Source organism: Pseudomonas sp. I3-I5 (genome assembly GCF_022699445.1).
Classification (GTDB): domain Bacteria; phylum Pseudomonadota; class Gammaproteobacteria; order Pseudomonadales; family Pseudomonadaceae; genus Aquipseudomonas; species Aquipseudomonas fulva.
The window spans coordinates 927,931-939,762 of sequence record NZ_CP093940.1 but is presented as its reverse complement, the minus strand read 5'-3'; the positions used below and the strand labels follow the sequence as shown (position 1 = coordinate 939,762).

General features: G+C 62.6%; 10 protein-coding genes. 6 read left to right on the top strand and 4 right to left on the bottom strand.

What is annotated here, in order from left to right; all coding sequences use genetic code 11:
- Positions 1 to 15 precede the first annotated feature (15 nt).
- The 6 genes from MOP87_RS04190 (at position 16) to cmoB (ending at position 8,681) form a co-directional block, all read left to right on the top strand.
- Positions 16 to 1,350 (top strand): carbohydrate porin, encoded by a 1,335-nt coding sequence (locus MOP87_RS04190; protein ID WP_049696471.1) that lies wholly within the window; start codon positions 16 to 18, stop codon positions 1,348 to 1,350.
- Positions 1,351 to 1,377: 27 nt separating this feature from the next.
- Positions 1,378 to 3,789, top strand: a complete 2,412-nt coding sequence (locus MOP87_RS04185) for a glucose/quinate/shikimate family membrane-bound PQQ-dependent dehydrogenase (RefSeq protein ID WP_028687583.1) — start codon at positions 1,378 to 1,380, stop codon at positions 3,787 to 3,789.
- A gap of 134 nt (positions 3,790 to 3,923) precedes the next feature.
- On the top strand, positions 3,924 to 6,344 hold the full coding sequence (gene lon / locus MOP87_RS04180; RefSeq protein WP_027915375.1) for an endopeptidase La: 2,421 nt from the start codon (positions 3,924 to 3,926) through the stop codon (positions 6,342 to 6,344).
- Between the two features lie 111 nt (positions 6,345 to 6,455).
- Positions 6,456 to 6,848 carry a protease inhibitor I42 family protein gene (locus tag MOP87_RS04175; protein WP_059183281.1) on the top strand — a complete coding sequence of 131 codons (393 nt, stop codon included), beginning with the start codon at positions 6,456 to 6,458 and terminating at the stop codon, positions 6,846 to 6,848.
- A 136-nt stretch (positions 6,849 to 6,984) separates the two neighbouring features.
- Complete coding sequence (gene cmoA / locus MOP87_RS04170; protein ID WP_027915377.1) at positions 6,985 to 7,728, top strand: carboxy-S-adenosyl-L-methionine synthase CmoA; 744 nt, start codon at positions 6,985 to 6,987, stop codon at positions 7,726 to 7,728.
- On the top strand, positions 7,725 to 8,681 hold the full coding sequence (gene cmoB, locus MOP87_RS04165) for a tRNA 5-methoxyuridine(34)/uridine 5-oxyacetic acid(34) synthase CmoB (protein WP_027915378.1): 957 nt from the start codon (positions 7,725 to 7,727) through the stop codon (positions 8,679 to 8,681). Before cmoA ends, cmoB begins: the two co-directional genes overlap by 4 nt.
- Before the next feature lie 8 nt (positions 8,682 to 8,689).
- Here cmoB and pdxJ read toward each other — a convergent pair whose 3' ends face one another.
- The 4 genes from pdxJ to rnc all read right to left on the bottom strand — a co-directional run bounded on the left by pdxJ (position 8,690) and on the right by rnc (position 11,820).
- Positions 8,690 to 9,430: a pyridoxine 5'-phosphate synthase gene (pdxJ, locus tag MOP87_RS04160; RefSeq protein ID WP_023535236.1), complete on the bottom strand. Its 741-nt coding sequence runs from the start codon at positions 9,428 to 9,430 to the stop codon at positions 8,690 to 8,692.
- A 42-nt stretch (positions 9,431 to 9,472) separates the two neighbouring features.
- On the bottom strand, positions 9,473 to 10,156 hold the full coding sequence (recO, locus tag MOP87_RS04155) for a DNA repair protein RecO (RefSeq protein ID WP_088523555.1): 684 nt from the start codon (positions 10,154 to 10,156) through the stop codon (positions 9,473 to 9,475).
- Between the two features lie 79 nt (positions 10,157 to 10,235).
- Complete coding sequence (era, locus tag MOP87_RS04150; protein ID WP_023535257.1) at positions 10,236 to 11,138, bottom strand: GTPase Era; 903 nt, start codon at positions 11,136 to 11,138, stop codon at positions 10,236 to 10,238.
- Positions 11,131 to 11,820: a ribonuclease III gene (rnc, locus tag MOP87_RS04145; protein WP_023535270.1), complete on the bottom strand. Its 690-nt coding sequence runs from the start codon at positions 11,818 to 11,820 to the stop codon at positions 11,131 to 11,133. Before rnc ends, era begins: the two co-directional genes overlap by 8 nt.
- Between the last annotated feature and the right edge of the window lie 12 nt (positions 11,821 to 11,832).

The window sequence follows — 11,832 nt, the reverse complement described above, 5'->3', positions numbered from 1 at the left end:
AGACAGCGCTACCTCATGCTTCAACTGCCAAAATCCAGCTACCTCGGCTTCGCCCTAGCGGCCATGGCCAACGCAGCCTACGCCAACGAGCCGTTTGCCAGTGACTCTCCCTGGATGTTCGGTGATTGGGCCGGGCACCGTACCGCCTTGCTCGACCAAGGTTATGACTTCACCTTGGGCTACACAGGCGAAATGGGCAGCAACCTGCGCGGTGGCTACGACCACAACCGCACGGCCCGCTACAGTGACCAGTTCACCTTCGGCAGCCACATGGATCTGGAAAAGATCTTCGGCTGGCACGACGCCGAGTTCCAGCTCACGGTCACCGAGCGCCATGGCCAGAACATCAGCAACGACCGCATCAATGACCCCCGCGTCGGTGGCTTCACCTCGGCGCAGGAAGTGTGGGGCCGCGGTCAGACCTGGCGCCTGACGCAGCTGTGGGTCAAGCAGAAATATTTCGACGGCGCGCTGGACGTCAAGTTTGGCCGCTTTGGCGAAGGTGAAGACTTCAACAGCTTCCCCTGCGACTTCCAAAACCTGGCCTTCTGTGGCTCTCAGGTGGGCAACTGGGTAGGTGGCATCTGGTACAACTGGCCCGTCAGCCAGTGGGCCCTGCGCGTGCGCTACAACCTCAGCGACAGCCTCTTCGCGCAGGTTGGCGTGTTCGAGCAGAACCCGTCCAACCTGGAGTCGGGCAACGGCTTCAAGCTCAGCGGCAGCGGCACTCAAGGCGCGGTGATGCCAATCGAACTGGTGTGGAGCCCGCGTATCAAAGGCATGAAAGGGGAATATCGCGCCGGGTACTACTACAGTAATGCCAAGGCAAGCGATGTACTCAAGGACAGCGACGGGCAGTCGGCAGCGATCAGCGGTGCCGCCTACCGCAGCAGCTCAAGCAAGCACGGCGTGTGGCTGGGCGCTCAGCAGCAGGTGACTGCGCTGGCATCGGACGCCTCGCGTGGCTTGAGCGTATTCGCCAACGCCACGATGCATGACAAGAAAACCAATGCCATCGACAACTATGTGCAGGCTGGACTGGTATTCAAAGGGCCGTTCGACAGTCGGGCCAAGGACGACATCGGCCTTGCAGTCGCCCGTGTGCATGTCAACCCGGCCTATCGCAAGAATGCCCGGCTGGCCAACCAGGCCGCGGGGCTTTACGACTATGACAACCCTGGCTTCCTGCCAGTACAGGACACCGAATACAGCGCCGAGCTGTACTACGGCATTCACCTGGCCGACTGGCTCACGGTGCGACCGAACCTGCAATACATCCGCCACCCCGGCGGCGTGTCGCAGGTCGACAACGCCCTGGTCGGCGGCTTGAAAATCCAGAGCACTTTCTAAAAACACATATCAAACGGAGAACATGCGATGAGCACTGAAGGTGCCAACAAGGGAAGCCGCTGGCTACCCCGCCTGATCGGCGTCCTGCTGTTGTTGATGGGGCTGGCACTGCTGGCCGGTGGCATCAAGCTCAGTCAGCTGGGCGGGTCGCTGTATTACCTGATCGCCGGCATCGGGTTTGCCGTGTCTGGCGCCCTCCTGCTGGCCCAGCGCCGCATCGGCCTGGGTGTCTACGCCGTCGTGTTGCTGGGCAGCACGGTCTGGGCACTGCTCGAAGTGGGCCTGGACTGGTGGCAACTGGTACCGCGTCTGGCCATCTGGTTCGCCATCGGTGTAGTGCTGTTGCTGCCTTGGTCGCGCCGACCGTTGATCGGGCCAGCCAGCAAAGCCAACACGGCCCTGCTCACCGTTGCCGTGGTGGCATCGGGTGCCTGCGCCGTCGCCAGTCAGTTCACCCACCCCGGTGAGGTGTATGGCGAACTGGGTCGCGACACCAGCGAAATGGCCAGCACCGCCCCGGCCATGCCCGACGGCGAGTGGCATGCCTACGGCCGCACCGAGCACGGCGACCGTTACTCGCCGCTGCGCCAGATCACCGCGCAAAACGCCTACCGCCTTGAAGAGGCCTGGCGTATCCGCACCGGCGACTTGCCCAGTGACAACGACCCGGTGGAACTGACCAACGAAAACACGCCGCTCAAAGCCAATGGCATGCTCTATGCCTGCACCGCCCACAGCCGCGTGCTGGCCTTGGACCCGGACACCGGTGCTGAAATCTGGCGTTATGACCCGCAGATCAAGAGCCCGGTGGGCACCTTCAAGGGTTTCGCCCACATGACGTGCCGTGGCGTTTCGTACTATGACGAAAACCGCTACGTAAGCCGTGACGGCAGCCCTGCGCCGACCATCAGCGATGCTGGCAAGGCCGTGGCTCAGGCCTGCCCGCGCCGTCTTTATCTGCCAACTGCCGACGCGCGCCTGATCGCCATCAATGCCGACAACGGCAAGGTCTGCGAAGGCTTTGCCAACCAGGGCAGTGTCGACCTGACCACCGGCCTTGGGCCATTCACGCCAGGTGGCTACTACTCCACATCGCCTGTGGCCATCACGCGCGACCTGGTGATCATTGGCGGTCACGTGACCGACAACGAGTCGACCAGCGAGCCGTCTGGCGTGATCCGCGCATACGACGTACACGACGGCCGCCTGGTGTGGAACTGGGACAGCAACAACCCGGACGACACCGCGCCACTGGCACCGGGCAAGATGTACAGCCGCAACTCGGCCAACATGTGGTCGATTGCCAGCGTCGACGAAGACCTGGGCATGATCTACCTGCCACTGGGCAACCAGACGCCGGACCAATGGGGTGCTGACCGCACGCCAGGCGCCGAGAAATACAGCGCCGGTGTGGTCGCCCTGGACCTGGCGACCGGCAAGGCCCGCTGGAACTACCAGTTCACCCACCATGACCTGTGGGACATGGACGTGGGCAGCCAGCCTACCTTGGTCTCCCTGAAGACCGACGATGGCGTCAAGCCTGCGGTCATCGTGCCGACCAAACAGGGCAGCCTGTACGTGCTGGACCGTCGTGACGGTACGCCGATCGTGCCGATCCGTGAAATCCCGACCCCGCAAGGCGCGGTCAAGGGCGATCACACCTCGCCGACCCAGGCCCGTTCGGACCTCAACCTGCTCGGCCCTGAGCTGACCGAACAGGCCATGTGGGGCGCCACGCCGTTCGACCAGATGCTGTGCCGCATCCAGTTCCGCGAGCTGCGCTACGAAGGCCAGTACACCCCGCCATCGGAGCAGGGTTCGCTGATCTACCCAGGCAACGTGGGTGTGTTCAACTGGGGCAGCGTCTCGGTCGACCCGGTACGTCAACTGCTGTTCACATCGCCCAACTACATGGCGTTCGTCTCCAAGATGATCCCCCGTGAGCAGGTTGCGGACGGTAGCAAGCGCGAGAGCGAGACCAGCGGCGTGCAACCGAACACCGGTGCACCCTATGCCGTCACCATGCACCCGTTCATGTCGCCGCTGGGCGTGCCGTGCCAGGCGCCTGCCTGGGGCTATGTGGCCGCCATCGACCTGTTCACCAACAAGGTGGTCTGGAAGCACAAGAACGGCACTACCCGCGACAGCACGCCGGTCCCAATCGGCCTGCCGGTTGGGGTACCCAGCATGGGCGGCTCGATCGTCACCGCCGGCGGCGTAGGCTTCCTGAGCGGTACGCTGGACCAGTACCTGCGCGCCTATGACGTCAACAACGGCAAGGAATTGTGGAAAGCCCGCCTGCCAGCAGGCGGCCAGGCCACGCCAATGACCTATACCGGCAAGGACGGCAAGCAGTACGTGCTGATCGTGGCCGGTGGCCACGGCTCGCTGGGCACCAAGATGGGCGACTACATCATCGCCTACAAACTCGCCGAGTAACCGGCACGGTGTCACCAAAAGCGGAGCCTTGCAGGCTCCGCTTTTTCATGCGCGCACGCCACTGCCCGGCAGCGGCTTGAAACCCTTCCTGCCTTGCCCCATCTAAGCACCATAGTCATTCACGCAGGTGCCCCATGAGCGACCAGCAGGATTACCCTGAACACGCCGACGATTCCAACGAAGTCGAACATACCAGTAGCCAGCCGATAACCGGCCATGCCTTGGCCCTGCCTGGACAACAGCTGCCGGACAAGGTCTATGTGATCCCCATTCACAACCGCCCGTTCTTTCCGGCGCAGGTGCTGCCGGTCATCGTCAACGAAGAGCCGTGGGCCGAGACGCTGGACTTGGTGGCCAAGTCTCCCGACCACTGCCTGGCGCTGTTCTTCATGGACACGCCGCCTGAAGACCACCGCCATTTCGACACCAAGGCCCTTCCGGAGTACGGCACCCTGGTCAAGGTGCACCATGCCAGCCGGGAAAACGGCAAGTTGCAGTTCGTGGCCCAGGGCCTGACGCGGGTACGTATTCGGACCTGGCTCAAGCACCATCGCCCGCCCTATCTGGTTGAAGTCGACTACCCGCGCCAACCGGCCGACCCGACCGACGAGGTCAAAGCCTATGGCATGGCCCTGATCAACGCCATCAAGGAGCTGCTGCCCCTCAACCCGCTGTACAGCGAAGAGTTGAAGAATTACCTCAACCGCTTCAGCCCCAACGACCCCTCCCCGCTGACCGACTTCGCCGCCGCGTTGACCTCGGCGACCGGCAGCCAGCTTCAAGAGGTGCTCGACTGCGTGCCCATGCTCAAGCGCATGGAAAAAGTGCTGCCCATGCTGCGCAAGGAAGTTGAAGTCGCTCGCCTGCAAAATGAAATTTCCGCCGAGGTGAACCGGCAGATTGGCGAGCATCAGCGCGAATTCTTCCTCAAGGAGCAACTGAAGGTCATCCAGCAGGAACTGGGGTTGACCAAGGATGATCGCAGCGCGGACCTCGAGCAGTTCGAACAACGGCTCGAAGGCAAGACCCTGCCGGACCAGGCACGCAAGCGCATCGACGAGGAGATGGGCAAGTTGGCGATCCTGGAGACAGGCTCACCCGAATACGCCGTGACCCGAAACTACCTGGAGTGGGCAACAGCCCTGCCCTGGGGTATCTACGGGGACGACAAGCTCGACCTCAAGCACGCCCGCAAGCTGCTCGACCAGCATCATGCGGGGCTGGACGATATCAAGGAACGTATCCTCGAGTTTCTGGCCGTTGGGGCATGGAAAGGCGAGATCAGTGGCTCGATCGTGTTGCTGGTGGGCCCGCCAGGGGTGGGCAAGACCAGCGTTGGCAAGTCCATCGCCGAATCGTTGGGCCGCCCATTCTATCGCTTCAGCGTGGGCGGCATGCGCGACGAAGCCGAAATCAAGGGGCATCGCCGCACCTACATCGGGGCCCAGCCAGGCAAGCTGGTGCAAGCCCTGAAGGATGTCGAAGTGATGAACCCGGTCATCATGCTCGACGAAATCGACAAGATGGGGCAAAGCTACCAAGGCGACCCGGCCTCGGCGCTGCTGGAAACCCTGGACCCCGAGCAGAACGTCGACTTCCTCGATCACTATCTGGACCTGCGCCTGGACCTGTCCAAGGTGCTGTTCGTCTGCACCGCCAATACCTTGGATTCCATCCCCGGTCCACTGCTCGACCGCATGGAGGTCATCCGCCTCTCCGGGTACATCACCGAAGAAAAACTGGCCATCGCTAAACGCCATCTCTGGCCCAAGCAACTGGCCAAGGCGGGTGTGGCCAAAAGCAGCCTGAGTATCACCGACAGCGCCTTGCGCCTGGTGATCGAAGGCTATGCCCGGGAAGCCGGCGTACGACAGCTGGAAAAACAGTTGGGCAAGTTGGTGCGCAAGGCCGTGGTGAAGCTGCTTGAAGACCCCACTGCCAAGCTCAAAATCGGACCAAAGGATCTGGAAGGCGCATTGGGCATACCGGTGTTCCGCAGTGAGCAGGTGCTGGCGGGCAAAGGTGTGATCACGGGCCTTGCCTGGACCAGCATGGGCGGTGCCACACTGCCAATCGAAGCGACGCGCATTCACACGCTCAACCGCGGTTTCAAGCTGACCGGCAAGCTCGGCGATGTCATGAAGGAATCGGCTGAAATCGCGTACAGCTATGTCAGTTCTAACCTCAAGCAGTTTGGCGGCGACCCGGCCTTCTTCAACGAAGCGTTCATTCACCTGCATGTACCCGAGGGTGCTACCCCCAAGGACGGTCCGAGTGCCGGCATTACCATGGCCAGCGCGCTGCTGTCCTTGGCACGGGATCAGGCACCGAAGAAAGGTGTGGCCATGACCGGCGAGCTGACCTTGACCGGGCAGGTGCTGCCCATTGGTGGGGTGCGTGAAAAGGTCATCGCGGCGCGCCGGCAGAAGATCCACGAGTTGATCCTGCCCGAGCCTAATCGCGGCGATTTCGAGGAACTGCCCGACTACCTGCGTGAAGGGTTGACGGTGCATTTCGCCAAACGCTTTGCCGACGTCGCCAAAGTGCTTTTCTGAAGTACAGGAGCAGGGGCTGTGCCGCAGCCCCCTGGTTCATCCTTCCCTCGGTATGACTACCGTGCCGCTTAATCGGTTATCCTCGGGCACTCGACAACCCGTGGAGCCCCTATGTCCACCTCACGCCTGCTTGCCCCGTTGGGGCTGACTCTGCTAACCGCCTGCGCCCAGCACGGGCCCGAGCCTGTCACCCTGGATGCTGACAGTGAGTGCCCGATCTACCTGGAAAAAGGGCAGGTGTTGAACCTGACCCTTCCCAGCAACCCTTCCACTGGCTACCGCTGGCGCGTGGAAGCCGCCGCTACGCCTGTGCTCGTCAGCCTCGGGCCCGAGGTCTACAGCGCGCCCGATCAGGAGGATGTGGTCGGCAGCGAAGGCCTCTCGACGTGGCGCTATCAGGCCGATCAAAGCGGCAAGGCCGCCTTGAAGCTGGTCTATCAACAGCCTTGGGCCAGGCAGGTGACGCCAGTGCAAACCTTCGATTGCAATGTCGTCGTGCGCTGACGCTTTGCGTTGATGTACGTGGGCGAATCTGCCGTACATACGCAGGATCCAGGCCAATCGGCGCCACGCTGGCATGGCAAGATCACCCGCCATTCGATAAAATGCGCGCCCCGTTTCACCCAGCCTTGAGCCCGCCGTGACCACAGATCCCGATCGTCTTTTCGCCCAACCGTTGGCGCAGGTACCCGACTTCGTTTTCAACGAGGACGTGGTGCGCGTGTTCCCGGACATGATCAAGCGCTCCGTGCCGGGCTATCCCACGATTGTCGAGAATGTGGGCGTACTGGCCGCACGCTTCGCCATGCCCGGCACGGCGTTGTATGACCTGGGCGCCTCGCTCGGTGCGGTTACGCAGGCTTTGCGCCGGCACGTGCGCGGGGAAGGTTGCCGCGTAATCGCCGTGGACAATTCCGCCGCCATGGTCGAGCGCTGCCGCGAATACCTCGCAGCCCAGGACTCGATGTTCCAGGAATTGTTGCCTGTCGAGGTGCTGGAAGCGGACATCCTCAACCTGGCGTTCGAACCGGCCTCGGTGGTGGCGATGAACTTCACCCTGCAGTTCATCGCACCGCCGCAGCGACTGGCGCTGTTGACCCGCATCCGCCAGTCACTGCTGCCCGGCGGTGCCCTGATCCTTTCGGAAAAGCTGTGCTTTGCCGACGCCACAGCGCAGGCGCTGCTCAACGACCTGCACCTGGACTTCAAACGCGCCAACGGCTACAGCGAACTGGAAATTGCCCAGAAGCGCAGCGCCATCGACAACGTGATGAAGCCTGACACCCTGGAAACCCACCGCCAGCGCTTGCTCGATGCAGGGTTCTCGACGGTGGTGCCCTGGTTCCAATGCCTTAACTTTGCCTCGTTGATAGCCCTACCATGATCGATCTTTCCCCTCTGGCGCGCCGTCTGGCGGGCACCCCCCTGGCTGAATGGTCGCAAGGCCTGCAGGCGCAACTCGATGCCAAGCTGGAAAAAGGTCATGGCGACCTGGACCGCTGGCGTGGTGCGCTGCACGCGCTACCGGCCCTGCAGCCGAGCGAAATCGACCTGGTAAACGGACTGCGTCTGGACTGCGACTGCGATGATGCCAGCCGCGTGCAAATGCGCCAGGCATTGATGGGGCTGTCGCCCTGGCGCAAAGGCCCCTTCGATCTGTTTGGCGTGCACGTCGATACCGAATGGCGCTCGGACTGGAAATGGGCTCGCGTTGCGCCGCACCTGGACCTCAAGGGCAAGCGGGTACTGGACGTTGGCTGCGGTAATGGCTATTACCAGTGGCGCATGCTGGGCGCTGGCGCCGACATGGTCATCGGGGTCGACCCGAACTGGTTGTTCTTCTGTCAGTTCCAGGCGGTACAACGGTACTTGCCGAACCTGCCGGCCTGGCACCTTCCTTTTGCGCTGGAAGACCTGCCTGCCAGCCTCGAGGGCTTCGACACTGTGTTTTCGATGGGGGTGTTCTATCACCGTCGCTCGCCTATCGAGCACCTGCTGGCGCTCAAGGACTGCCTGGTCAAGGGCGGCGAACTGGTTTTGGAAACACTGGTGATCGAAGGCGACGTGCAACAGGTGCTGGTGCCCGAGGACCGTTACGCGCAGATGCGCAACGTGTGGTTCCTGCCCTCGGTCCCAGCCCTGGAGCGCTGGCTGCGCCGGGCTGGGTTCAGTGATGTTCGCTGCGTGGATGTCAGTGTCACGAGCCTAGAAGAACAGCGCAGCACCGAATGGATGCGCTATCAGTCGCTCAGTGATTTCCTCGACCCCAGCGATTCAGGCAAAACCATCGAGGGCTTGCCTGCCCCGCGTCGCGCCACGCTGGTGGCGCGCAAATAGCCGTTGGCTCAACGCGAGGCCGCGAGAATCAACGCCTTCATTTCTGATACGGCGGCCTTGAAGCCCACGAACAATGCGTGGGCGACCAGCGCGTGGCCGATGTTCAGTTCGTTGATGCCCTTGATGGCCGCCACGGCCTCAACGTTGTGGTAGTGCAGGCCATGGCCGGCATTGACGATCAAGCCTTGGCCGATGCCAAACGCCACGCCATCGACAATGCGCTTGAGCTCTTCAGCCACTTCGGTAGGTGATTGCGCGTCGGCATAACGGCCGGTGTGCAGCTCGATGGCCGGCGCGCCTACCCGGTGCGAGGCCTCGATCTGGCGCTCGTCGGCATCGATGAACAACGACACCTCTGCGCCGATCCGCGACAGGCGCTCGACCGCCGCTTTGATTCGCGCTTCCTGGCCTGCCACATCCAACCCACCCTCGGTGGTGAGTTCCTGACGGGTTTCAGGCACCAGGCAGATGTGCGCCGGGCGGATCTTTTCGGCAAAGGCCATCATCTCCTCGGTGACGCCCATTTCGAAGTTCATGCGCGTCTGCAATACATCCTTGAGCAGCAACACGTCGCGCTCCTGGATGTGGCGGCGATCCTCGCGCAGGTGCACGGTGATGCCGTCGGCACCCGCCTCTTCAGCATCCAGCGCCGCCTTGACAGGGTCTGGGTAACGTGTACCCCGGGCCTGGCGCAGGGTGGCCACATGGTCGATGTTGACGCCGAGAAGCATGCGGTTGCTGTGGGTCACGAAAGGCTCTCCTAGGATTGAGCCCTACAGCATACGTCGTGATCAGCGCTTGCGAAACAGTTCGCGGCTGACCAGCGGCTTGCCACCCAGATGAACGGCCAGGGCCTGGCGCATCAAGCGCTTGGCCGCCAGCAAAGCACCTGGCGTTTCCCAGTCTGCCTCGGCCAAGGCCAGCAACTCGGTGCCACCGAACAGCCCAGGCTGGGGCAGTTCGACCCGCTCCAGCCCAGCGTCCACGCGCAGGCGGTACCGCCCCTCGGCGGCAATGGGCTGCTCGTTGACATCCATGTGCAGCGAGAAGGCGTAACCCAGCTCATCGAGCAGCCGCCATTCAAAGGCCCGCAACAGCGGCTCGAGCGGACGGCCGGCCAGAAGAGCTTGCAGGGTTTGCGCATAGTGATCAAACAACCCAGGCGAAGGTGCCTCTGCCGGGAGCAGGCGCATCAGCAACTCATTGAGGTACAAACCGCTGAACACAGCGTCCCCGTGCAGCCAGGGTGCCATGCCGACCGTTTCCAGCCTGCCAACGTTCTTCAGCTCCCCTCGCCCGCGCAGCTCAAGCTCCAGTGGCACAAAGGGGCGCACCAGGCTGCCACCCTTGCCCCGCGCGCGGCGCAATACGGCACGTACGCGCCCCTGGGGGGTGAAGAAGTCCACCAGCGCGCTGGTTTCCTTGTAGGCGCGGCTGTGCAGCACATAGGCTGGCTGACCGACAGGTTGTTCCATGAAATTCACCAGCCCGCGTGAGGCAGACGTTGTCGAGAACGCCCCGACCGGGGCGCTCTCGCATCAGGCTGCGTAAGCCTTAGAGGTCGCCGTAGCCCAGCGAGCGCAGGGCGCGCTCGTCATCGGACCAGCCGCCTTTGACCTTGACCCAGAGGTTGAGCATGACCTTGGCGTCAAACAGCACTTCCATGTCCTTGCGCGCATCGGAACCGATGCGCTTGATGCGCTCACCCTTGTCGCCGATGATGATTTTCTTCTGCCCGTCGCGTTCGACCAGGATCAGCGCATGGATATGCAACACATGCCCCTGCTGCTTGAACTCCTCGATTTCCACCGTGATCTGGTAAGGCAGCTCGGCGCCCAGCTGACGCATGATCTTTTCACGCACCAGCTCGGCAGCCAGAAAGCGGCTGCTGCGATCGGTGATCTGGTCTTCCGGGAAGAAATGCTCGTTTTCCGGCAGGTGCTTGGCGATCAGCGCTTCGAGCGATTCGAGGTTGTGGCCCTGCTGCGCGGAAATGGGCACGATCTCGGCGTTGGGCAGCTGGCCTTGCAGCCACTGAAGGTGCGGAATGAGCTCGGCCTTTTCATCCATGCGGTCAGTCTTGTTCACCGCCAGGATCACCGGGCCGGTCACGTACTGAACGCGCTCGAGCACCAATTGGTCCTCATCCGTCCACCGGGTACGGTCCACTACGAAGATCACCACGTCGACGTCCTTCAAGGCGGCCGAGGCGTTGCGATTCATGTAGCGGTTCAGGGCCTTGTCGTTAGCCTTGTGCATGCCGGGGGTATCGACATAGATGGCCTGCACCGGGCCCTCGGTCTTGATGCCGAGCATGTTGTGACGCGTGGTCTGCGGCTTGCGCGAGGTAATGGCCAGTTTCTGGCCAAGGATGTGGTTCAACAGGGTCGACTTGCCGACGTTCGGGCGACCGACGATAGCGACGTAGCCGCAACGGGTAGTGGTGTTCTCAGTCATTGCCATTCTCCACGCCCAGGGCGATCAATGCGGACGCAGCGGCTACCTGCTCGGCGATACGCCGGCTGACACCCTGACCACGGCTCTTGTTGTTCAGCAGCACGACTTCGCATTCGACGAAGAACGTACGGCAGTGAGGTTCGCCCTGGATATCCACCACTTCGTAACGCGGCAGCTCGCAGCTGCGCGATTGCAGGAACTCCTGCAGGCGGGTTTTAGGATCCTTGTTGGTATCGACCAGGGTCAGCCCTTCGAACTCGTTGGCCAGCCAGGCGAGCACGCGCTCGCGGGCCGTGTCCATGTCGGCGTCCAGGTAGATGGCCCCGATCAAGGCCTCCAGCGCATCGGCCAGAATGGACTCGCGGCGAAAGCCCCCGCTTTTGAGCTCGCCCGAACCCAGGCGCAGGTATTCGCCCAGGTCGAACCCTCGGGCCAGACGGGCCAGGGTCTCACCTTTGACCAGGCGGGCACGCAGCCGTGACAGCTGCCCTTCACGGGCCTGGGGGAAGCGCTCGAACAGCGCCTCGCCGGCGACGAAGTTGAGAATGGCGTCACCGAGGAACTCCAGACGCTCGTTATTGCGCCCGGCATAGCTGCGGTGGGTCAGGGCCAGGAGCATCTGGTCCTGGTCCTTGAAGGTGTAACCGAGCTTTCGCTCCAGGCGGGTAAGGGAAGCAGTCATGCGGCCACCCGA

Bases quoted from the DNA above. Each gene is read 5' to 3' on its own strand.
- MOP87_RS04190 (WP_049696471.1), top strand. From the start codon at position 16: ATGCTTCAACTGCCAAAATCCAGCTACCTCGGCTTCGCCCTAGCGGCC.
- MOP87_RS04185 (WP_028687583.1), top strand. From the start codon at position 1,378: ATGAGCACTGAAGGTGCCAACAAGGGAAGCCGCTGGCTACCCCGCCTG.
- lon (WP_027915375.1), top strand. From the start codon at position 3,924: ATGAGCGACCAGCAGGATTACCCTGAACACGCCGACGATTCCAACGAA.
- MOP87_RS04175 (WP_059183281.1), top strand. From the start codon at position 6,456: ATGTCCACCTCACGCCTGCTTGCCCCGTTGGGGCTGACTCTGCTAACC.
- cmoB (WP_027915378.1), top strand. From the start codon at position 7,725: ATGATCGATCTTTCCCCTCTGGCGCGCCGTCTGGCGGGCACCCCCCTG.
- recO (WP_088523555.1), bottom strand. From the start codon at position 10,156: ATGGAACAACCTGTCGGTCAGCCAGCCTATGTGCTGCACAGCCGCGCC.
- era (WP_023535257.1), bottom strand. From the start codon at position 11,138: ATGACTGAGAACACCACTACCCGTTGCGGCTACGTCGCTATCGTCGGT.
- rnc (WP_023535270.1), bottom strand. From the start codon at position 11,820: ATGACTGCTTCCCTTACCCGCCTGGAGCGAAAGCTCGGTTACACCTTC.